Source organism: Sinorhizobium sp. CB7 (genome assembly GCF_041357635.1).
In the GTDB taxonomy this organism is placed as follows: Bacteria; Pseudomonadota; Alphaproteobacteria; order Rhizobiales; family Rhizobiaceae; genus Rhizobium.
Window position 1 is genome coordinate 138,777 of record NZ_JAULLL010000011.1, and the last position, 22,156, is coordinate 160,932.

General features: G+C 56.6%; 23 protein-coding genes. 19 read left to right on the plus strand and 4 right to left on the minus strand.

Annotated elements, in window-relative coordinates:
- Window positions 1-163: 163 nt before the first annotated feature.
- The 17 genes from AAE029_RS21405 to AAE029_RS21485 all read left to right on the plus strand — a co-directional run bounded on the left by AAE029_RS21405 (window position 164) and on the right by AAE029_RS21485 (window position 14,902).
- On the plus strand, window positions 164-937 hold the full coding sequence (locus tag AAE029_RS21405) for a transporter substrate-binding domain-containing protein (RefSeq protein WP_371074913.1): 774 nt from the start codon (window positions 164-166) through the stop codon (window positions 935-937).
- 67 nt (window positions 938-1,004) lie between these two features.
- Window positions 1,005-1,625, plus strand: coding sequence for a hypothetical protein (locus tag AAE029_RS21410; RefSeq protein WP_371074914.1), 621 nt, complete (start codon window positions 1,005-1,007; stop codon window positions 1,623-1,625).
- Window positions 1,622-2,290, plus strand: coding sequence for an ABC transporter permease (locus AAE029_RS21415; RefSeq protein ID WP_371074915.1), 669 nt, complete (start codon window positions 1,622-1,624; stop codon window positions 2,288-2,290). The genes AAE029_RS21410 and AAE029_RS21415 overlap by 4 nt, the downstream gene beginning before the upstream one ends.
- 11 nt (window positions 2,291-2,301) lie before the next feature.
- Window positions 2,302-3,033, plus strand: a complete 732-nt coding sequence (locus tag AAE029_RS21420; protein WP_371074916.1) for an ABC transporter permease — start codon at window positions 2,302-2,304, stop codon at window positions 3,031-3,033.
- A gap of 28 nt (window positions 3,034-3,061) precedes the next feature.
- Window positions 3,062-3,844 carry an amino acid ABC transporter ATP-binding protein gene (locus AAE029_RS21425; protein ID WP_371074917.1) on the plus strand — a complete coding sequence of 261 codons (783 nt, stop codon included), beginning with the start codon at window positions 3,062-3,064 and terminating at the stop codon, window positions 3,842-3,844.
- Window positions 3,845-3,879: 35 nt separating this feature from the next.
- Window positions 3,880-4,740 (plus strand): prephenate dehydratase, encoded by an 861-nt coding sequence (locus AAE029_RS21430; RefSeq protein ID WP_371074918.1) that lies wholly within the window; start codon window positions 3,880-3,882, stop codon window positions 4,738-4,740.
- 77 nt (window positions 4,741-4,817) lie between these two features.
- Window positions 4,818-5,702: a PaaX family transcriptional regulator C-terminal domain-containing protein gene (locus tag AAE029_RS21435; protein ID WP_371074919.1), complete on the plus strand. Its 885-nt coding sequence runs from the start codon at window positions 4,818-4,820 to the stop codon at window positions 5,700-5,702.
- Between the two features lie 101 nt (window positions 5,703-5,803).
- Complete coding sequence (locus AAE029_RS21440) at window positions 5,804-6,130, plus strand: hypothetical protein (RefSeq protein WP_371074920.1); 327 nt, start codon at window positions 5,804-5,806, stop codon at window positions 6,128-6,130.
- Window positions 6,131-6,405: 275 nt separating this feature from the next.
- On the plus strand, window positions 6,406-7,611 hold the full coding sequence (gene pcaF, locus AAE029_RS21445; protein WP_371074921.1) for a 3-oxoadipyl-CoA thiolase: 1,206 nt from the start codon (window positions 6,406-6,408) through the stop codon (window positions 7,609-7,611).
- 23 nt (window positions 7,612-7,634) lie between these two features.
- The gene (gene paaA, locus AAE029_RS21450) at window positions 7,635-8,639 is read left to right on the plus strand and encodes a 1,2-phenylacetyl-CoA epoxidase subunit PaaA (RefSeq protein WP_371074922.1); all 1,005 of its coding nucleotides are present in this window, start codon (window positions 7,635-7,637) and stop codon (window positions 8,637-8,639) included.
- A gap of 30 nt (window positions 8,640-8,669) precedes the next feature.
- Window positions 8,670-8,954, plus strand: coding sequence for a 1,2-phenylacetyl-CoA epoxidase subunit PaaB (paaB, locus tag AAE029_RS21455; protein ID WP_371074923.1), 285 nt, complete (start codon window positions 8,670-8,672; stop codon window positions 8,952-8,954).
- Window positions 8,954-9,733 carry a 1,2-phenylacetyl-CoA epoxidase subunit PaaC gene (paaC, locus tag AAE029_RS21460; protein ID WP_371074924.1) on the plus strand — a complete coding sequence of 260 codons (780 nt, stop codon included), beginning with the start codon at window positions 8,954-8,956 and terminating at the stop codon, window positions 9,731-9,733. Before paaB ends, paaC begins: the two co-directional genes overlap by 1 nt.
- 9 nt (window positions 9,734-9,742) lie before the next feature.
- The gene (paaD, locus tag AAE029_RS21465) at window positions 9,743-10,267 is read left to right on the plus strand and encodes a 1,2-phenylacetyl-CoA epoxidase subunit PaaD (RefSeq protein WP_371074925.1); all 525 of its coding nucleotides are present in this window, start codon (window positions 9,743-9,745) and stop codon (window positions 10,265-10,267) included.
- A 15-nt stretch (window positions 10,268-10,282) separates the two neighbouring features.
- Complete coding sequence (locus AAE029_RS21470; protein WP_371074926.1) at window positions 10,283-11,359, plus strand: 2Fe-2S iron-sulfur cluster-binding protein; 1,077 nt, start codon at window positions 10,283-10,285, stop codon at window positions 11,357-11,359.
- A 30-nt stretch (window positions 11,360-11,389) separates the two neighbouring features.
- Complete coding sequence (locus AAE029_RS21475) at window positions 11,390-12,145, plus strand: Phenylacetic acid catabolic protein (RefSeq protein WP_371074927.1); 756 nt, start codon at window positions 11,390-11,392, stop codon at window positions 12,143-12,145.
- Between the two features lie 13 nt (window positions 12,146-12,158).
- Window positions 12,159-14,222, plus strand: coding sequence for a phenylacetic acid degradation bifunctional protein PaaZ (gene paaZ / locus AAE029_RS21480; protein WP_371074928.1), 2,064 nt, complete (start codon window positions 12,159-12,161; stop codon window positions 14,220-14,222).
- A gap of 59 nt (window positions 14,223-14,281) precedes the next feature.
- Window positions 14,282-14,902 carry a transferase hexapeptide repeat family protein gene (locus AAE029_RS21485; RefSeq protein ID WP_371074929.1) on the plus strand — a complete coding sequence of 207 codons (621 nt, stop codon included), beginning with the start codon at window positions 14,282-14,284 and terminating at the stop codon, window positions 14,900-14,902.
- On the opposite strand, the gene AAE029_RS21490 is transcribed toward AAE029_RS21485, so the two are convergent.
- From AAE029_RS21490 to paaG, 4 genes are all read right to left on the minus strand, one after another.
- Window positions 14,886-15,482, minus strand: coding sequence for a TetR family transcriptional regulator (locus tag AAE029_RS21490; RefSeq protein ID WP_371074930.1), 597 nt, complete (start codon window positions 15,480-15,482; stop codon window positions 14,886-14,888). The two genes, AAE029_RS21485 and AAE029_RS21490, sit on opposite strands and share 17 nt — an antisense overlap.
- Before the next feature lie 89 nt (window positions 15,483-15,571).
- A complete protein-coding gene (gene paaK, locus AAE029_RS21495) occupies window positions 15,572-16,879 on the minus strand; it encodes a phenylacetate--CoA ligase PaaK (protein WP_371074931.1) in 1,308 nt (435 codons plus the stop codon).
- A gap of 34 nt (window positions 16,880-16,913) precedes the next feature.
- Window positions 16,914-17,363: a hydroxyphenylacetyl-CoA thioesterase PaaI gene (gene paaI / locus AAE029_RS21500; protein WP_371074932.1), complete on the minus strand. Its 450-nt coding sequence runs from the start codon at window positions 17,361-17,363 to the stop codon at window positions 16,914-16,916.
- Complete coding sequence (paaG, locus tag AAE029_RS21505) at window positions 17,360-18,148, minus strand: 2-(1,2-epoxy-1,2-dihydrophenyl)acetyl-CoA isomerase PaaG (protein ID WP_371074933.1); 789 nt, start codon at window positions 18,146-18,148, stop codon at window positions 17,360-17,362. The genes paaI and paaG overlap by 4 nt, the downstream gene beginning before the upstream one ends.
- 93 nt (window positions 18,149-18,241) lie before the next feature.
- On the opposite strand from paaG, the gene paaN reads away from it, so the two are divergent.
- Window positions 18,242-19,909: a phenylacetic acid degradation protein PaaN gene (paaN, locus tag AAE029_RS21510; RefSeq protein ID WP_371074934.1), complete on the plus strand. Its 1,668-nt coding sequence runs from the start codon at window positions 18,242-18,244 to the stop codon at window positions 19,907-19,909.
- Window positions 19,910-19,966: 57 nt separating this feature from the next.
- Window positions 19,967-22,018, plus strand: coding sequence for a 3-hydroxyacyl-CoA dehydrogenase NAD-binding domain-containing protein (locus AAE029_RS21515; protein WP_371074935.1), 2,052 nt, complete (start codon window positions 19,967-19,969; stop codon window positions 22,016-22,018).
- Window positions 22,019-22,156: the final 138 nt, after the last annotated feature.

Consider the following 22,156-nt stretch of genomic DNA (forward strand, 5'->3'; position numbering starts at 1 on the left):
TATAAGCCTTAGGAGCAGCATAATTAACACCGCCCTCTAACCCTCCAATAGCTGTCGTTCGATTTCCTGTGATGAAAATATTTGTGGTCAGATTGACCGGACGGGGTGAACGGCAAACAATTCATGACAGCTCAATGACGAGCCAAAAAAAGAGGGAACGAAAATGATGGAATTCCGAAAACTCAAGTCCGTCTTGGCAATGTCGGTCGTAGCGCTTGGCGCTCTCTCGACCACCGTCATGGCCCGTGATCTCCGCATCGCCACCGAGGGCACCTACGCGCCTTGGAGCTTCGTCGACGAACAGGGAAAATTGACTGGCTGGGACGTCGATATCGCCAACGCGCTTTGCGAAGAAATGAAGGTCAAGTGTGAAATCGTCGCTCAGGAATGGGACGGTATCATCCCAGGCCTGAATGCGAAGAAGTACGACATGATCGTCGCGAGCATGACGGTAACCGAGAAGCGCAAGCAGCAGGTTGCGTTCTCGAAGAAGTACAAAAACACGACCAGCCAGTTTGTTGCCGCCAAGGGCACCTATCCCGACACCTCCCCCGCCGCTCTGGCGGGCAAGCGTATTGGTGTTCAGCGCGGCAGCAGCCAGGACACTTTCCTGACCGACAACTACAAGGACTCGGAAATCGTACGCTACGACAAGACGACCGATCCTGAGATGGACCTCATCGCTGGTCGCGTCGACCTGATGATGGCAAACCGCGTTACGTCGATGGTCGGCTTCCTTGCAACTCCTGAAGCTGCGAATTTTGGTCTCGTAGGCCAGGAATACTCTGGCGGCGTTCTGGGTGAGGGCAATGCCATTGCGTTGCGCAAGGATGACACCGAGCTTCTGAAACAGGTGAACGCGGCGCTCGATGCGATCTTCGCCAACGGCAAATACGACCAGATCACCTCCAAGTATTTCAAGTTCAAGCTGATGTAAGGCAAACGACGTCCAGCGAAGCGGCGATCAGATCGCCGCTTCATCTGTTTTTTTGATAGGTGCCCAAATGATCACTTTCGCTACCTTCGGCCCGAAAGGGACGAACCACGAACGCGTGACCAACGAATATATTCGTTTTCATGGGATTGAAAACGCACGGATCGAACTGGTTCCGAACTTTGACGTGGCAACCAAAGGTCTTCTGAATGGTGATTTTGATTTTGTGGTGCAATGCGCCGTCCATCCGGAAACTCCGGAGACCATGGGAGCCCATTTCAATAAGATGTTTGCTGTCGATTCCTTCATCTCTCGCAGCAAAGAACTTGCTGTTCTGACCCGCAAAGACATTGAAAATCCCAAGACCATCGGACTGTTGTCTCCTGCGACCGAGAGCTACATAGATCACGACAAGTGGGAGACCCTTATCCCTGGCGTCTCGCTCCCGATCATCTTCGACAACCTATTGAACGGCGCGTATGACTCGGCGCTCGTTTATCTGGAATATGCTGAGCAATTTCCCGACCGCGTGCGGGTCGACGAGATCATTGGCTCACCGGACGACGTCTGGATCGTATACGCCCGCGAGCGCACGTCGGATGGGAACTTGCAGGCGTTTAAGAACGCGCCGATCCGCCGTCTCCTCACTGAAAAAGGCGCTCGCTTTAGCGCGGAAAGGGAGGCGGTATGACTGTTTTTTCAGGATACGGCATTCAGCTTCTCAACGGAGCGATGGTCAGTGTCGCCGTGACCATAGCGGCGCTGATTGTGGGCACGGTGCTGGGGGTGTTCCTTGGCGCGGTTAAAACCTATGCGAGCCGTCCCTTTCGATATGCCGTGGAGGCTTACACGGCGATTGTTCGGGGCGTTCCCGACCTGATCATCATCTACCTGATCTATTTCGGAAGCACGGTTGCCCTCACGAAACTGACCGGCGACTACGTCGACGTGAACGGGTTCACAGCGGGTGTCTGCGCGTTGGCCTTCATTTTTGGCGCCTATGCGAGTGACATCATTCGCGGTGCCATCCGCCAGGTCCCACGTGGACAAACCGAAGCGGCAATGGCTCTCGGGTTGAGCAGCAAGGTCTGTTTCATCAAGATTGTGATGCCCCAGGCCTGGCGGCTTGCGCTCCCGGGCTTCGGCAATCTGTCCATCATTCTTCTTAAACAGACATCGCTGATCTCGGTTATTGGCTTGGAAGAGCTTCTGCGTGCTTCCTCCGTCGTATCGGGAGCGACACGCCTGCCATTCTACGTCTACTCCGCGGCTGCCGTCATCTACTTGATTTTGACGGGTGTGGCGACTTTGGGCCTCCGATACGCTCGTAAGCGAGCTGATCGCGGCTTTGCATAAGGAGGCCAGAGATGCTTGACTTTCAATTGATGTCTGATGCCTTCCCAAAGCTCATCGAAGGCGTTGGGCTGACCGGCAAACTTGCCATCCTTATCCTTTTGCTGGGCATGATCCTGGCGATCCCGATTGCATACGCTCGCAACGCTCAGAGCGTATGGCTCCACGGAGCGGCCAACACGTACATCCTGCTTATCCGGGGCATCCCGTCACTCTTGCAGGTGTTCCTGGTCTATTACGGCATGGGACAGCTCGGCTTCGTTCGGAATTCTGCTCTTTGGCCGATTCTTCGTGATCCATTTTGGTGTGTGATCATCGCTCTGGGCTTGAACTCGGCGGCTTATACAGCCGAAATTATCTCGGGTGCACTCCGACTGATCGCAAAGGGACCCGTGGAGGCAGCTTACGCCCTAGGCCTTTCCTGGTGCCAGACGCAGAGGAAAGTGACGATCCCGCTCGCCATTCGCGCGGCCCTTCCAGCCTACGAGAACGAGATCATTTTGACGGTCAAGGCTACGTCGCTTGCCAGCACTGTCACGCTCATGGACCTCACCGGGGTTGCTCGCCTCGAAGTCTCCAACACGTATGCACCGTACGAAATCTTCCTGACAGCTGGTGCAATCTACTTCTGCATAACGACCACCCTTTCATGGTTGTTGAGACGGCTGGAGCAGCGCCTTTCGCTCGAAAACATGAAAACCCTCAACCCCACGCCCCTGCAGCAAACTGAAGCTGTTCACGCTTGAGCTTGGTGGTACGAGAAAGGAACCGAATATGACCAACAGTGCATTGGCTAAGGAACAAACGGCGGGCGAAAATGGACAATCCGGCCAAATTAAGGTCGTAGGGGTTGGCAAACGTTTCGGGCCCTTCCAGGCCTTGAGTGATGTTAATCTTGAGATCGCTTCGGGGGAAAAACTCGTAATCTGCGGGCCGTCCGGTTCTGGAAAGTCCACGCTAATCCGCTGCATGAACGGGATCGAAAGCCACGATGCTGGTACTATCGTGGTCAACGGCATTCCCCTCGACAAGGTGAAAGCGAACAGAGACCAAATTCGGCGTGAAGTTGGAATGGTGTTCCAAAGCTTTAATCTCTTCCCGCACATGAGCGTGTTGGAAAACTGTCTACTCGCTCCGATGTCAGTAAAGGGTATGAGCCGCCAGGATGCCAAGGAAGTTGCGATGCATTTCCTTAGCAGGGTGCGAATCGCAGAACAGGCATTGAAGTACCCTTCACAGCTTTCGGGCGGCCAGCAGCAGCGCGTTGCGATTGCACGCGCGATGTGCATGAAGCCGAAAATCCTCCTTCTTGACGAGCCGACATCGGCGCTCGACCCGGAGATGGTCAAGGAAGTTCTCGATACGATGGTCGGTCTTGCGCAGGGCGGTATGACCATGGTGTGCGTCACTCATGAAATGGGCTTTGCTCGTGAGGTTGCCGACCGCGTCATCTTCATGGACCGCGGATCGATTGTCGAAGAAGCCTCGCCGGAAGAGTTCTTTGGCAATCCAAGAACGCCCCGTGCGCAGGACTTTCTGGCACAAATCCTACGGTAGGTGGCCAGACAAGAGGGGCGGAGACGCCACCTTTTATGGACCGCAATCTCCGCAATCGATGTGTCGGGCTCACAATGTCAGCAGATTTCAAGGTCTTCCACGGCAAGGTCGCTTACCTCGGACCCGCTGGATCGTGGACGCATCAGGCTTGTATCGACCTTTTCCCCCTTGCCGAGAAGGTGCCGTTATCTCGTGATGAGATGGTAAGCGCATGCGACGAGGGCAGGGTAGACCTCATCTGCCTTCCCGTAACCACATCCATAGTCGGTATTACGCCCTATATGGACCTGGCGCTTTCGATGAAAGGTATGCGCGTCGTTGCAGAGTATCCAAAGATGCTCGGCTACAGCCTTATAGTGAAGCCTGGGACGAAACTCGAAGACCTTGCAGAGGTATATGCTCATCCGGTCGCGTTCGAAGAAGTGCGTCCTTGGCTTGACCGTGAGCTACCGAATGTAAGGCGCATCGAAGTATCAACGGGCGGGCGGGCGGCGAGCTTGGTCGCGGAGAGCACTATAGCCGATAAGGGATCATTCGGGCCCAGAACTGGGGCAGACATTTATAAACTGGCTACGCTCGTCGATGATATCGAAGAAGGCCCGCATAATGTCACCCGATGGTGGGTGCTTGGCCGCATAGGGCCTGCACCTACGGGAAACGACAAAACGTCGATGGTTGTCGAGTTGGACGACAGCGATTTTACGCCATTCATGACCTCCATGTTTCGGGCAAATATCAACGTCCTGACCGTTTACGAACGTCCGGCCAAATCCACATTGGACCGCCATTTCTATCTCGTTGAGGCGCAGGGGCATCAGGACGACGCTCCCTTACGCTTGTTCTTGCAGGACAATCCACAGGTCGATGTGCGAGGATCATATCCTCGCCGGTATTAGCGAAAGACGCTTTATCTTGAATTTCCTATGGCCGTGGCGTTATGAGGATGGCTTATCCTCGCGTGGAGCGCCGCCGATTGGCCGAAGAGAATAGCAAGAGACATTCGTCAGCGGAAAGGGCTGTATCTGCCCTCTTAGACGATAAGCCTATCAAAGCTGCCAGCTTTATCGTGACGGTCTATGGCGACGCTGTGGAACCTCGCGGCGGCGTCGTCTGGATCGGGAATTTGATCGAGGTTTGCGGCGCAGTGGGCATTAGTGAGACCTTGGTTCGGACAGCCGTTTCGAGGCTCGTTCGCGGCGGCCAGCTTGTTGGCGAACGGTCGGGCAAACGCAGCTTTTACAGATTGACCCCCTCGGCTCGGGTTGAGTTTTCGCTTGCCGCCCAACAGCTCTTTTCTCCTGGCGATCATGACCGGTGGCGATTCATTTGCCTCACCGGCGTGGCCATCGAAGATGAAGTTCGCGATCTTGAACGGCATGGATATGCTCGCCTCACCGGGGACATGCTGGTCGGTCTGAGACCCCTTCCACCCACGATGAATGCGAATGCGATCGTATTCGATGCAAGTATAAGCGAAGGCGAGGCTTTTCTTTGCAGGTTCGCGGGGGACCGTTTTGCCTTAGCACCGCTGGCAGAGTCCTACCGCACCTTTATTGATCGATACTCGAAGTTGGCTACCGGACAAGTGACAGGTCCAGACGCGCTGTCGCTGCGCCTCCTGCTGGTACATGATTTTCGATCTATCGTGCTGCGCGATCCGAACCTGCCCGTTGCCGCGTTGCCCGACGATTGGCCCGGCATCCAGGCTCGGAGGCTGTTTTCCAAGCGGTACCTGGATTGGTCGGCAGCTGCTGATCGACAAATTGGTCTAATGTTCGTAAACGAAGGCGGGCGGTTGCTCCAGCAAACGCACGCCACTACGACACGTGAAAACCAACTCCAGGCATACTCGACCTAGACTATCTCGCCATCATGTTTCCTGTGGTGAAATTATTTTCCGCATGATTGACGGGTCGCCATCTGCAATTACTCTCGCGTTCGAAAATGCGACAGTCTTCAATGCTCAACGTTGGTCAAGATGAAATAGCGCTTAAACCGCACCCGCCATCTGCTCGTAAAGTCAATATCGTGCCGAAGGCGACTTGGGATTGTCATGCGCATGTCGTCGGCGATCCGAACGTCTTCCCCTTCATCGAGGATCGGGCCTACACCCCCGTGGCGATGACCGACAACGAGTTTCTCAACGCTTTGGATGTTGCAGGAGCCGATTTTGGCGTCCTGGTCCAGGTTAGCGTTTATGGCACCGATGACCGCGCGCTTTTACAATTGCTTCAAAAGCACCGAAACCGTCTTGTCGGCGTTGCAGTCATATCGAAATACGACTGATGCCCGAGGTTGCCCGCCTTTCCCGGAACGGCGTGACGGCCGCTCGTCTATTGGATCCCCCGGTGTTCGACGGCGGCGCCATCCACGGGCTTTTCTCAGAGCCAGTTACCTCCATCATGGCGGTCTTCTATCTACGGCTGAGGTTTACGCTGCTGTGACTTTCAAATGTCACACGAAATCCAAAAAATTGATTTGTAATGTGACATATCGGGTGCTAATAAGGCGACCGAACGGTCGGTTAAATTTGCCGACATTGTCGCATCGAGGAGGAAGGCGTGAGCCAAGCATACATTTGTGACGCCATACGAACGCCGATTGCTCGTTATGCCGGTCTACTGTCGTCGGTACGTGCCGATGATTTGGCCGCGATCCCCTTGGCCGCTTTGATGGCCCGCAACCCTCAGGTCGATTGGGCTAAGGTCGACGATCTCATCTTCGGGTGCGCCAATCAGGCGGGCGAAGACAACCGCAATGTCGGGCGTATGGCCGTGCTTCTCTCTGGCATGCCGGTTACCGTTCCCGGAACGACGATTAACCGCCTTTGCGGCTCGGGAATGGATGCTGTGGGCATGGCGGCGCGTGCGATCAGGTCCGGCGACTGTGAGTTTGTCATTGCTGGTGGCGTAGAAAGCATGAGCCGTGCGCCGTTCGTCATGCCGAAAGCGGAATCGGCGTTTTCTCGTTCCAACGCTGTTTACGATACGACAATCGGATGGCGCTTCGTGAACCCCAAGATGAAGAAGGCTTTCGGCGTCGATTCAATGCCTGAGACGGCCGACAACGTCGCTGCCGATTTTCATGTGAGCCGGGAAGATCAGGACGCCTTCGCGGCCAGGAGCCAGGCGCGCTGGTCGGCCGCCCAAGAGGCAGGAATATTCGCTGACGAGATCATCCCTGTATCTGTCGCGCAGAGGAAGGGCGACCCGATCATCGTTGACCGCGATGAACATCCGAGGCCGGGCACAACACCTGACCAGCTGGCCAAGTTGAGGGGCGTCAATGGTCATGATCTTACGGTGACAGCAGGAAACGCTTCTGGCGTCAACGATGGCGCGGGCGCTCTGCTGATTGCGAGTGAAGCGATGGCAAAGGCTCAGGGTTTGACGCCTCAAGCCCGCGTAGTAGCGATGGCCGCAGCAGGCGTCGAACCCCGTATCATGGGTGTTGGCCCGGCCCCGGCAGCTCGTCGCGTTCTCGAAAAAGCTGGGCTCACCCTCGATCAAATGGATGTCATTGAGCTGAATGAAGCCTTTGCTTCCCAAGCGCTTGCTGTTCTCCGCGACCTTCGCCTTCCGGATGACGCCTCGCACGTCAATCCGAATGGAGGTGCGATTGCTATGGGGCACCCATTGGGAATGAGCGGTGCACGCCTTGTGACCACGGCAGCGTACCAGCTCCACCGTCAAGGCGGTCGTTACGCTCTCTGCATGATGTGCATTGGCGTCGGTCAGGGCATTGCGATGATCATCGAGCGCGTCTGACGCGCGAACCAGGAGGAAAGACCATGTATGCACAGATGGTAAAGACCGACGTGGCTCGGGTCAGGTCTCTCGACGAGATGGATCCTGTTGAGCGTGGCTTCCAGGAGCGCGTCGACGCAGGCCAGAAGATCGAACCGAAGGAATGGATGCCGGAGGGATACCGTAAGACATTGGTTCGTCAAATCAGCCAGCATGCTCATTCTGAAATTGTCGGGCAGCTGCCTGAGGGAAACTGGATCACTCGTGCTCCGACCCTCGAACGTAAAGCCATTCTTCTGGCGAAAGTTCAGGACGAGGCTGGCCATGGTCTATACCTCTACTGTGCGGCTGAAACTCTCGGGGTTTCCCGCGACGAGATGTACGAGCAGCTCCATTCGGGGAAGGCAAAATACTCGTCGATCTTCAACTATCCGACGCTGACGTGGGCTGACATTGGAACCATCGGGTGGCTGGTCGATGGCGCGGCCATCATGAACCAGGTTCCCTTGCAGCGCTGTTCCTATGGTCCGTATTCGCGGGCCATGATCCGCATCTGCAAAGAGGAGAGCTTTCACCAGCGGCAGGGTTATGACGCGCTCATGCGCATGGTGAAGGGCACGCCGGCGCAAAAGGCGATGGTTCAGGATGCATTGAATCGCTGGTGGTGGCCGTCGCTTATGATGTTCGGCCCCTCCGATGACGCCTCCGTCCATTCGGCTCAGTCCATGGCATGGAAGATCAAGCAGAACTCGAACGATGAGCTTCGCCAGAAATTCGTCGATCAGACAGTGCCGCAAGCCAAATACCTCGGTCTCACTGTTCCTGATCCGGACCTCAAGTGGAACGAGGAAAAGGGCGGCTACGATTTCGGCGAACCCGACTGGGAAGAATTCTTCAACGTCATCGCGGGCAACGGTCCCTGCAATGCAGAGCGCCTCAACGCGAGGAAGAAGGCGTGGGATGACGGAGCATGGTTCCGAGATGGATTGACCGCTCATGCCAACAAGATGGCAGACCATCGAACCGCTTCAAAGATCGCAGCTGAGTGAGGCCTGTGGGCACAAATGGGAGATAGGAACATGTCCAACGAATGGCCTCTTTGGGAAGTCTTCATCCGTGGTCAACACGGTCTAAATCACCGCCATGTCGGAAGCTTGCACGCTCCCGATGCGGAAATGGCCGTACACAACGCCCGCGATGTTTATACGCGTCGCAATGAGGGCATCAGTATCTGGGTCGTAAAGTCCAGCGACATCACGGCCAGTGCACCTTCCGAAAAGGGTCCATTGTTCGATCCGTCGAACTCTAAGGTCTACCGTCACCCGACGTTCTTCGAAATTCCGGACGAAGTGGGGCACATGTGATGGAATGCGACCTCAAACCAGCGGTCGACCAGGCCGCTCTTTTCGAGTTCCTTGTCCGTCTAGGCGACAACGCTTTGATTCTCGGTCATCGGGTATCGGAGTGGTGCGGGCATTCTCCGGCATTGGAGGAGGACATCGCGCTGTCGAACACGGCCCTCGACCTCATTGGGCAGACACAGCTTTGGCTTGGTCTGGCGGGTCAAATCGAAGGGAAGGGCAGGTCCGCTGATGACTTGGCGTACCTGCGTGACGGCTACGAGTTCCGGAACATCCTGCTTGTCGAACGACCAAATGGCGACTTTGGGAAGACGCTGATGCGTCAGTTCCTCTTCGATTCCGCGCACTGCCTGCTCATGAAAGCCCTTCAGAATTCCAGCGAACGAAGGATCGCGGAAATCGCGGAGAAGACATTCAAGGAAGTTGCGTATCACCTTGAACGCAGCCGAGACGTAGTCATTCGTTTAGGTGACGGGACCGACGAGAGCCATCGACGAATGCAGGAGGCTCTCAACGACCTCTGGCCCTACACAGGCGAGATGTTTGCAAGCGATGACGTCGAGCAGAGCCTGTCGGCCGCTGGTGTCATCCCACATCCGCAAAGCTTGAAGTTGGGGTGGGATGAGATCGTCTCTGAGACGCTTTCCGAGGCGAGACTCAAGAAGCCGGACGATGGGTATATGCACAAGGGCGGCCGCCGTGGCGTCCATACCGAGCATCTCGGCTTCATTCTCACGGAAATGCAGTTTCTTCAGCGGGCCTATCCGGGCGCGGTCTGGTAGGAGGCGCTCTTGGCCACGGCAGTTCGTCCTTCAGTTGAAGAGGTTTGGCGCTGGCTTTCGGGCGTGCCTGACCCGGAGATTCCAATCATTTCGCTGACCGAACTCGGCATCGTTCGCGATGTCGAATGGCGGGAAGATGAACTGGTCGTCACGGTAACTCCAACCTACTCGGGGTGTCCCGCAATGTCGATCATCAACGTCGACATCGAGCGTGCTCTGACTGAGAAGGGGCTTGATAAGGTTCGACTTGAGCGCAGGCTTTCTCCTGCGTGGACCACGGACTGGATCACGACCGAAGGCCGCGAAAAACTCCGGACGTATGGGATCGCGCCGCCAATTGATGGCACGGCTGCCGATGGCGTGCTGATGAAACGGATTGATCGGATTTCAGGCCGCTCGAACCTGACAATTGCTTGTCCGCGTTGCGGATCGACCAACACCGAGAAGGTCAGCCAATTCGGTTCCACGCCTTGCAAGGCGAGCTACCGCTGTAGCGATTGTCTCGAACCCTTTGACTACTTCAAGTGCATCTGACCCGAGGCCTGGCATATGGCAAGATTTCATTCGCTTACTGTAACCGACGTCCGCCGCGAGACGCGAGATGCCGTCGTCGTGACACTCAAGCCCTCCGACGAAGATCGCTCCATCTTCGACTTCACCCAGGGGCAATATCTGACATTTCGCCGAAAGTTCGAGGAAGAAGAACTTCGCCGGTCTTATTCGATTTGTGCTGGCAAGGACGAGGGTGTCCTTAAGGTAGGCATCAAGCGCGTTGATGGCGGCGCCTTCTCCACCTGGGTGAATGAGAATTTGAAGGCTGGCGACATCCTTGAAGCCATGCCTCCGATGGGAACGTTTTTCACTGCTCTCGACCCCGATGAACCGCGCCATTACCTCGGCTTTGCGGGAGGAAGCGGCATCACTCCGGTTCTCTCGATCATCAAAACCGTTCTGTCTCGGGAGCCGAAGGCCCGGTTCACTCTGGTCTACGCGAACCGACAAATCAGCTCGATCATGTTCCGTGAAGAGCTGGAAGACCTGAAAAACATCTACCTTGGCAGACTTTCAGTTCTGCACGTCCTGGAAAGCGAAGCGCAAGACATCGACCTGTTCACTGGTCGTGTGGATGCGCAGAAGTGTGCAGCGCTGTTCAAGGGATGGATTGACATTACATCGGTCACGACGGCTTTCATCTGTGGCCCGGAGCCCATGATGTTGGCCATCGCGGGATCACTGAAAGAGCGCGGCCTTCGTGACGATCAGATCAAGTTCGAGCTTTTCGCATCCTCGCAGCCCGGCCGGGCGCGGCAAAAGGCCGTCTCTGCAACCGGTGCCGACCATGCAGCGACGTGTCGGGCCACGATCACCCTGGACGGTGCAACGCGAACATTCAACTTCCCGAAGCATGGTCAGAATCTGCTTGACGCTGCGCTCGAAAACAAATTGGACGCCCCCTACGCCTGCAAAGCCGGGGTCTGTTCGACTTGCCGAGCAAAGGTCCTCGAAGGTGAGGTCGAGATGGAAGTCAATCATGCCCTGGAGGATTACGAGGTCCGTCAAGGTTACGTTCTCACGTGCCAGTGCTTCCCGCTCACCGACAATCTGGTCGTTAGCTACGACCAGTAGGCCAGGCTCAAGCGAATTGGGAGGTCAGTGATGTCCGATACGATGCCCATCGAGGAATATGTCGCCCAAGGTGGCGTTCTATCGTCGCCAGACAACGTCACGCCACGATATCGCGGTGAGCTGTTACGGCTGATGGCCAGCTTCGTCGACAGCGAGCTGGCGGGTTCAGCAGGTTTCGCAGACGCTATCAATGATGCCCCTGGTATCCAGGAACGGATATCAGCTGCCCGCATCGTATTAGAAAAGACCGACCATGCCGGACAGGTGCTGAAGGTCATGGAGACCTTTGGCGCAAATGGGGCTCGCTATGCAGTACATCATCCGTGGTCGAAACGAATGGAAAGAGACGCGGAGATCGGAGCTTCTCGTCAGGGCGATGACATGCGCCTGTCGGTTTTCCATTATCCCCTGAAAGGTTGGACGGACGCTGTCGTCATGAATGTCCTGATGGGTTTGGCGACGGTCATCCAGCTCGACGAACTTTCCCACGTTTCATACCAGCCGTTAGCGGAGACTTTCCGGGCGATCCGAATGCGCGAACTGCGCCATCAAGAATTGGGGATGCAAGGCCTCAAGCGCATCGTTGCTTCCAACGAGCAGCGCGATCTAGCGAAAAGCTCAGTCGAATACTGGCGTCCTCGCATAGCTGCGAGCTTTGGGCACTCAGATTCCAAAAGGTTCGAGACGCAATCGCGCTTTGGTCTGCGTCACAAGCCGAACGAAGCATTGCTAGCCGAATGGGTTGCTGTGACGGAGCAGCAGCTTGGCTCGCTTGGCCTGAATTGAAAGGGAAACAAGAATGAACATCAGTGTCAGGCAGCCGCGCCGCCTTGAAAGTTATGTCTGTGGCGGTTGGGTAGCAGGTTCGAAGGAGGGGAATGCTCTTCTCGACGCTTCGACCGGGACGCCGGTTGCCTTCATAGATTCTACCGGTATCGATTTCACAGACGTGCTGGCTTACGGTAGAGAAAAGGGTGGGGCCGCCCTCCGACGGTTGTCTTTCCATGAGCGCGCCTTGATGCTCAAAGCACTTGGCATGGCGCTGCTGGAGAGAAAGGACGAGTTTTACGCTCTCTCTATCGCAACCGGGGCGACCAAGGCCGATAGCTGGATCGATATTGAGGGCGGTATCGGCACGTTGCTGTCCTATGCGTCGAAAGGTCGACGCGAGCTTCCAAATACCCGCGTCCTACTCGATGGAGACGTCGAAGGGTTGTCAAAGGACGATTCATTCTCGGCGCAGCACATCCTAACCCCGCTGCTTGGGGTGGCGGTTCACATTAACGCGTATAATTTCCCTTGCTGGGGAATGCTGGAGAAACTGGCCCCGACGATCCTCGCCGGCGTTCCGGCCATTATTAAGCCCGCAAGCCAGACAGCCTATCTGACCGAACTCATGGTCCGCAGGATCATCGAGACAAGCATTCTTCCTCAAGGTTCCCTCCAGCTGATCTGCGGTTCAACAGGCGATCTGCTCGATCATGTTGATAGTCAGGACATCGTAACCTTCACGGGATCGGCCACAACCGGCCAGCACCTGAAGACAGGCAAAGCGATAGTGGCCAATTCTGTTCGCTTTACCATGGAGGCTGACAGTCTTAATGCTGCGGTGCTTGGCCTTGATGCAGCGCCTGGTACCGAAGAATTCGAACTCTTCGTCAAGGAAGTGGCGCGAGAGATGACCGTCAAAGCTGGCCAAAAGTGCACAGCCATCCGCCGCGTCATTGCTCCTAGCTCCTATACCGAAGCTCTGGTCGCCAGCCTTCGGGGCCGGCTGATGAAGACGTCGGTCGGCAATCCGGTCGATGAAGGAGTTCGCATGGGCCCGTTGGCGAGCTTGGATCAGCGAGACGAAGTCCGTGCCCGTATTCGTGATCTGATGGTAGATGCCGAAATCGTTTCTGGCGATCCGGACAACCCGGCGATTGAGAGTGGCGATGCCGCTGTTGGAGCATTCCTCAATCCCGTTCTTTTGTATTGCGACAAGCCTGCAACTGCCGGGGCCGTTCACGGCGTGGAAGCGTTCGGCCCGGTCAGCACAGTCATGCCTTACGAAACAGCCGAAGAGGCCGTCTATCTCGCGCGTCGAGGCAAGGGGAGCCTTGTCTCGTCCGTCTTCACCAACGACGCCGATTTCGTACAAGAGGTGGTTCTGGGCCTCGCGCCCTATCACGGCCGTGTCATGATCGGTAACCGCGTCAGCGCGAAGTCGTCCACGGGCCATGGCTCGCCGTTGCCGGGATTGGTGCACGGGGGGCCAGGTAGGGCCGGTGGTGGGGAAGAGCTGGGCGGCATGCGGGGCGTCAAACACTACATGCAGCGCACAGCAATTCAAGGCGCTCCCTCGATGCTAGCCGCAGTTACCGGGAAATGGTTGCCCGGAGCAGCGGCAAACAGTGACGGACCCCACCCGTTTCGGAAATCGCTTGCGGAATTGAAGGTCGGCGACCAGCTCATCACTGCAAGCCGGACCGTCACGCTGGATGACATCGAGCACTTCGCAAACTTCACCGGTGACACCTTCTACGCCCACATGGACGAAGAAGCAGCAAAAGCGAATCCGTTCTTCGACGGTCGCGTCGCACACGGGTATCTGATCGTGTCGTTTGCTGCGGGCTTGTTTGTCGATCCAGCGCCGGGTCCAGTTCTTGCGAACTACGGCGTCGACCACCTTCGCTTCATGAAGCCGGTCAATCCGGGCGACACCCTCCAGGTTCAACTTACGTGCAAGGAGGTCAATCCGCGCGCAAGTGCCGAGCATGGTGAGGTGCGCTGGGACTGCCTGGTCACGAACCAGAATGCGGAGCCCGTTGCTCAGTATGACGTCCTAACCATGGTCGCCAAAAGCTGGCCGTCTGCGTGAGTTCCTGTATCCTGTAGGGGGGCTGTTCTTCCCGGCCGCCGACACCGTTGGAGTGAACCGTGTCTCAAATCTACGCGTACGACGGCATCATCCCAGTCATCGACCCGGCTGCGTTCGTTCATCCAGCCGCCGTTCTAATCGGCGATGTTATCGTCGGGCCTGGTTGTTACGTCGGGCCAGGCGCGGTCCTGCGAGGCGATTTCGGGCGGATTTTGCTGGAGACGGGCTCCAACGTCCAGGAGACTTGCGTCGTTCACAGTTTCCCCAACTTGGACGTCATTGTCGGAGAGTCCGGTCACATCGGTCACGGAGCCGTACTACATGGATGCAAGATAGGTCGGAACGCCATGGTCGGGATGAATGCGGTCGTGATGGACGAAGCTGTCGTCGGCGAGAACTCGATTGTCGGAGCAATGAGTTTCGTGAAAGCCGGGTTTGCCATTCCGTCGAACAGCCTCGTCGTCGGTTCGCCCGCTAAAGTAATGCGTGAGTTAAGTGACGAGGAAATCGAATGGAAGCGACAAGGCACCGGCGTCTATCAGCGGTTGGCCCTCGAAGCTAGGGATAAACTGGTAACCACGACAGCGTTGACAGAGGTTGAGCCCGATAGGCGGCGTATAAGCGCACCGGAGTATGATCCTTTAATTCTGGAGAGACTTAAGTTCAACGAACAGCCTTAAGGCCTTCTAAGATCAACGTTGTCGCGATATCAGCGTACTCGTCTCTGCTGATCGGGCCATTAGGGCGGAACCACATGTAAACCCAGTTCATCATTCCGAAGAGTGACATCGTAACTGGCATCAGCAGCGGTCGGTCCTTGTTTAAATTAGGATTGATTTCTCGAATGACTGACGAGAACCGCTTCACAATCTGCCGTTCGATCTGTTGCAGCTCGGCCAACTGACTTTCCGAGAGAGCGGTGGTACCCATCAGCTGAACCTGGTGCTCGTTGTCGCGACCTTCATAGTTTCTCAAGACCGCTTTCACCAACAACCGAAGCCGAACATGCGGAGCCACGTCCGGCTTGTCCGCGGCCTCGATTGCTGCATCGAGTTCCGTCAGGTGAATGCGCACGATGTCGAAGATCAGCGCGTCCTTGCTCTGATAGTAATGATAGAGCAGGGCCTTTGACACGCCTCCTTGAGACGCAATCATAGACATGGACGCTTTCTCCATGCCTTCCTTGGCAAATACAGCCGCAGCGTTCGCGAGGATTCCTCGACGCTTTTCTTCAAAGTCAACCGCTCGTGTTCGTGCCATGCAACCCTGCTTCTCTCGTTCGCGCAGTCCTAAAAAGCCAATCCTTCTATAAACTGAGTTTTGGGAGTCGGGCTATCCCGACCGCCCGGTCATTCCTTTCGTTTATCCACAACCCGTTTTGCCTTACCTTCAGAGCGGGCAACACCACCAGGTGTGTGGACCTCGATCTTTGTTGAGATGCCTACGATGCTCTTGATGTGATGCGCCAATTCCCTGGCTGAACCGGCCCGAGCACCGTCGTCGGCTGCATCATCGGTGCATTCGACATGGACGATCATGTTGTCCATACGACCAGCACGTGTCAGCTCGATCTGGAAATGCGGGGCCAGGCCACGGCATTTCAGAATCTGCTCCTCGATCTGTGTCGGGAAAACATTCACGCCACGTAGGATCATCATATCGTCGGAACGCCCGGTAACCTTCTCCATACGGCGCATGGTACGGGCTGTGCCCGGAAGGAGACGTGTCAGATCGCGGGTCCTGTAGCGAATGATCGGCAGGCCTTCCTTCGTCAACGTCGTGAATACCAGCTCGCCGAGTTTACCGTCGGGCAGAACTGCTCCCGTCTCGGGATCAATGATCTCCGGGTAGAAGTGATCCTCCCAGATGTGGAGACCGTCCTTTGTCTCAACGCACTCGTTGGCAACCCCAGGTCCCATCACCTCGGACAGGCCATAGATGTCAACGGCGTGCATGTCGAAAGCCTGTTCGATTTCTTCGCGCATGGCGTTCGTCCATGGTTCGGCACCAAAAATTCCGACAGCAAGGGAGCTTTCTCTGGGATCAACGCCCTGACGACGGAACTCGTCGAGAATAGAAAGCATATAGGACGGCGTCACCATAATGATGCGCGGCTTGAAGTCCTGCATCAGCGTGACCTGGCGCTCTGTCATTCCGCCGGAGATCGGGACCACGGTACAGCCAAGCTTTTCTGCGCCATAATGTGCCCCAAGCCCGCCCGTGAAGAGACCGTATCCGTAGGCGACATGGACAATGTCCCCCGCTCTACCACCCGAGGCCCGGATCGAGCGGGCAACGACGGTCGCCCACGTGTCGATATCCTTCTGCGTGTAGCCAACAACGGTGGGCTTACCGGTCGTTCCTGACGAAGCATGGATACGGGCAAGCTTTTCACGCGGCACTGCGAACATGCCGAAAGGGTAAGTGTCGCGAAGGTCCTTCTTCGTTGTAAACGGAAATTTGGCTAGGTCCGAAAGAGTATTCAGATCGGACGGGTGCACACCTGATTCGTCGAACCGTTGACGGTAGAAAGGTGAGTTTTCATAGGCGTGGGTCATGGACCACTTCATTCGCTCCAGCTGAAGGCCGCCGATCTCGTCGCGAGATGCAGTCTCAATCGCCTCAAGGTCGTCAGGGCGCGGTTCAAGATTTTCCATATTGTCCTCCTCCAAGGAATAATGTGTCGGCCGGTTACCGGTCTTCAGGAAGGTGCGTGCCCTTAACCGTCCGGGAATGACCCCGGAATTCGGCGATCTGTTCACCCTGTTGGTTGACGACGGTCACGTCATAGATACCTCCGCGACCCCGTCGGAAGACTTCCTTTGCGCGGGCTGTCAGGACATCGCCTTCGAAAGCCGGAGCGATGAACGTCACAGAACAATGTTGGGCGACCGTCCACTGGTTGTAGCCGTTGCACGCGAAGGCGAGGGCCGAATCCGCCACCGTGAAAATATACCCACCGTGACAGGATTGATGACCATTCAGCATGCATCGCGTGACTGTCATCTGGATCGAAGCTTTGCCAGGCGCCACCTCGATCAGCTTCATGTTCAAGAACTGGGACGCGTGGTCATTTGCCCACATGGCGTTGGCGCATGCCTCAGCAAGCCCTTGCGGTGAGAGCTGTTTAGCAACGCTCATTGTCCCTTGAACTCCGGCTTCCGCTTTTCGAGGAAGGCAGAGACGCCCTCGGCATAATCCGCGCTGTGGCCTGCCTCACGCTGAAGGTCCCGTTCGAGGTCAAGCTGTTCATCGAGAGAATTGGTTGCCGCAGCCTGGATTGCTCGCTTTGTAAGTCCCAGGCCCTTCGTCGGACCGCTTCCAAGCCGCTGTGCCAGCTTCGTGGCTTCGTTCAGGAGTTGTTCGTCGTCAACAACCCTCCAGATCAAGCCCCAGTCAGCTGCCTTCTCCGCACTCAAAGGCTCGGCGGTCAGCGCCAGGGCTTTTGCACGTGCTTCCCCGATAAGCCGGGGCAGGCTCCAGGTTCCGCCAGAGTCCGGGACGAGACCTATCTTTGCGAACGCTTGAATGAAGCGAGATGAGCGGGCAGCCAACGTGATGTCGCAGGCAAAAGCGATGTTTGCGCCTGCACCAGCGGCGACCCCATTGACGGCGCAGACGACCGGCTTTTCGAGCGTCCTGATAAGGCGGAGCAGGGGATTGTAATAGGTCTCGATAGTGTGCCCGAGATCAGGCGTACCTTTGCGGGGATCGCGGTCTCCCAGGTCTTGGCCAGCGCAGAAACCCCGACCCGAGCCCGTCAGAAGGACCGCGCGAACCTCTGCGTCATCGCGCGCACGTTCAAAGCCCCCTCGAAGAGCGAGATGCATATCCTCATTGAACGAGTTCAGCTTTTCGGGTCGGTTGAGCGTCAGGCGCAATACGCCATGGCTGAAGTCTTCAAGGACGGTATCGATCTCAGGCATGTTTCCTCCTCGGCCGCAACACGGCGATAAAAAAAGACTTGCATAAACCGACCGGTCGGTCAATTGTATTTTGAACGAATGAGGGAGGGTTCTTTGAGCGAGTTGTTTGGAATGCATCGGAGTCTGTTGGAGCGTGCCGTGCAGGCGATCCAGGAGCGTACCTATTGGTCCGCATTTTCGGAAGTTCCCAGCGGCAAAATTTACGGAGAGACTGCAAAGGCCGACGGAGCAGCCGCGTTCGAGACAAGGCTTGGAAAGCCGTTCAACCTGGCCAATCATCCAGCGGAAGCGCCGGTCGGAAACGAGGTTTCACCTTATGGACGTCGCCTTGGGATCACCTATCCGGCCGCTTCTATCAACACGTTGATCAACGCCTCACAGGCAGCTGCGGGCGCTTGGGCGGCAGCCGAGACGGAGGTTCGTGTCGGGGTTTGCCTAGAGGCCTTAGTTCGCCTGAACAATCTGAGCTTCGAAATCGCAAATGCGGTGATGCATACTACTGGGCAGGCGTTCGCTATGGCTTTCCAGGCTGGCGGACCGCACGCTCAGGAGCGCGGGCTTGAGGCCGTGGCCTATGCCTACTCGGAAATGAAAAAGGTGCCTTCCACAGCCGTGTGGTCGAAGCCCCAGGGCAAAGGTGAGCCCATCGTTCTCGAAAAGCATTGGCGCATCGTTCCGAAGGGCGTCTCCGTCGTTATCGGATGCAACACTTTCCCAACGTGGAATAGCTATCCCGGGCTTTTTGCGAGCCTTGCATGCGGCAACACCGTAATTGTAAAGCCTCACCCCTCCGCAATCCTTCCCTTGGCGATCACCGTCCATACCATCCGCCAGGTTCTTGCTGAGCAGGGTCTGTCAGAGGATGCGATTCTTCTTGCTCCGGATGTGGCTGGTTCCGAAATCACACAGGACCTTCTGAAGCACCCCGCCGTCGCTATCATCGACTACACCGGTTCAAACTCGTTCGGCGAATGGGTTAGAAACAACGCTCAAGCCGATGTTTACACAGAAGAAGCCGGGATTAACTCAATCGTTATTGGGTCAACCGACGACTTCTTCGGAATGTGCGATAATCTGGCGTTCTCGCTGTGCCTATACAGTGGGCAGATGTGCACATCACCGCAGAACATCTTTATTCAGAGGACAGGGATCAAGACGAACGAAGGATCAAAGACGTTCGACGAAGTGGCCAATGGAATCGCGTCCGCCGTTAACGGGCTCCTCGCTGACCCAGCGAGAGCCGCAGGCGTCTGCGGAGCGATTGCGAACCCTGCCACACTCGACCGCGTAGCCACTAGTAGAACGCTCGGTCGTCTGGTCCGGGATTCCTCCACAGTGGAGGGGCAGGGCGACGCCAGAACAGCCACACCACTGATCGTCGCAGTCGAATCCGACGCCGGCGACACTTATGGCGAAGAACGGTTCGGCCCAATTTCGTTCATTATACCGGTCGACGATGTGCGAGAAGGCATCAATAGCGCCGCGGCGCTGGCGTCGAAGAAGGGCGCGATAACCGCAGCGCTGTACAGTACGGACAACGACGTCATTGATTTCGCGGCGGACCAATTCGCCCGAGCCGGGGTTAATCTCTCGGTCAATCTTACCGGCGGCATTTTCGTCAATCAGAGCGCCGCGTTCAGTGATTTTCATGTCACTGGGGCTAATCCGGCGGGCAATGCAACTCTAACCGACGCTGCATTCGTGGCGAACCGGTTCCGTGTAGCGATGTGGAGAAAACCCTTCCAGGAAGCTGCTGAATAGGTCGCCCGTGCAACCGAATCTTCTTTCTTTCGCTCATCGACCATATGAGATGTCCATATGACCGTGACCACTTCATACCAGGGCCAGATTGCTGTTGTTTCAATCGATAATCCGCCCGTTAACGCCTTGTCCAAACAGCTGCGGCAGGACCTGTTAGGTGCTGTTATCCGCCTAGATGCCGAGCCTGCTGTCGAGGCGGTTGTGCTGGCATGCGAGGGTCGCACGTTTATCGCCGGTGCTGATGTGAATGAATTCGGTAAGCCACCTGAGGCACCGCATCTGCCGGATGTTGTCGCATCTATAGAGCATGCCAAGAAACCTTGGGTGGCTGCGATACACGGCAACGCGCTCGGTGGTGGTTTGGAGATAGCTCTGGGCTGCAGTTATCGAATCGCCGCGCCCAAGACGAACTTCGGCCTCCCGGAAGTGAAACTTGGGATTATTCCTGGCGCAGGCGGTACAGTCCGTCTGCCGCGACTGATCGGTGTCGAGGCTGCTATTGACCTCGCGACGTCCGGAGCGGTGATCGGTACCGATACGGCGAGGGTTGTCGGTCTGATAGACGCCGTCGTGGAAGCTGATCTTCGCGAGGGCGCAGTCGCCTATGCGCAATCGATTATCGGTCTGCCGAAGCCGCCACCACTCTCCCTGCGTAGTGCGCCACAAAAGGATGGCGACTTCTGGGGCCAAGCCGAGTCTACTGTCAGATCCAAGTCAAAGGGTGAGATAGCGCCCCTTAAAGCATTGGCGTCCGTCCGTAACGCGACCAAGGTCGATTTCCAGGCCGCAATGTCTTTCGAGAGAAGCACATTCCTGGACCTTCGGGCGTCCGAACAGGCTGCGGCGTTGCAACATGTGTTTTTTGCGGAACGCGCTGCCCCGCGTCCTCCAGAACTGAATGGCGTACCTGCGCTGGAAATTCGTTCGGCTGCAGTCGTCGGTGGCGGCACGATGGGGGCGGGCATCGTTGCTGCTCTGAGAAACGCCGGGCTTCCTGTTATCCTGATCGAGAGGGATGAAGAGGCTGCAGAACGGGGTCTGTCCAATGTTCGCGCCATTTTCGACGGCTTGGTGAAGCGTAGCCGGTTAACGGCTGAACTCGCCGCAGATCGCCTTGCGGGTGTACAGACGAGCACGGACTACGGCACGCTCAAGGATGTCGATCTGGTGATTGAAGCGGTATTTGAGGACTTGGCCATCAAACAAGCCGTCTTTGCGAAGCTCTCTGAAGCTTGCAGGGCGGACGCCGTACTAGCGACCAATACCTCTTACCTCGATCCCAACCAGATTGGCGCGGACATGCATAACCCGACGCGTTTCTTAGGCCTGCACTTCTTCAGCCCAGCCAACGTCATGAAGCTCCTGGAAATTGTACCCGCCTCTGCGACAAGTCCGGAAGCGGTAGCGACCGGTTTCGCCTTGGCACGCTTGCTCGGGAAAATTCCAGTGCGCGCAGGTGTCTGCGATGGCTTCATCGGCAATCGGATATTGAAGGTTACCAGGGCGCAGGCCGAACGACTTCTCCTATCAGGTGCAACGCCGTCTGCTGCCGACGCTGCCATGAGGCAGTTCGGGATGCCGATGGGACCGTTTGAAGCTCAGGACCTTGGCGGACTTGATATCTCTGCGTTTCAGAGAAAGGCGGCCCGGGATCGCGGTGATGAGGTGTTCGCTCCTATCGCCGACAGGCTGTGCGAGATGGGACGATACGGTCAGAAAACTTCTGGCGGTTGGTATGATTATGCTTCTGGTGAGCGCAAGCCAGTTCCCTCGGACGTGGTTGCAGGCATAATAGCCGAGGTGTCTGGTGACCGTCCGGCAGATAAATGGAACGATAAAACCATCGCTGAAGCGATCATCTTCCCCATGATCAGCGAGGGAGCGTCCATCTTGGAGGAGAAGGTAGCTCTTCGCGCCGCCGATATCGACATCGTGGAAATCTATGGATACGGCTTCCCGCGTTGGAGAGGTGGCCTCATGCACTATGGACAGGCCGTAGGCTTATCCAAGGTCGTGGATCGGCTCAATGAGTTGTCGTCACAGGGGCTGTCCGCAGCCCCATCTCGAGGCTTGGTGCGAGCTGCCATCTCCAATTCGTTCGACCGTTGATCGAGCAGCCACATTCCTGGTGAAGAAGGCTGTTGAAATTAAGCACAAGTCCGCTGCTGCAGGCTGTTTTCCGGCGCTGTGTTTTCGAGGCAAGGTCAGGCGCGTTTGCGTCCGAGACGATTTCATCCGCGGCGACTG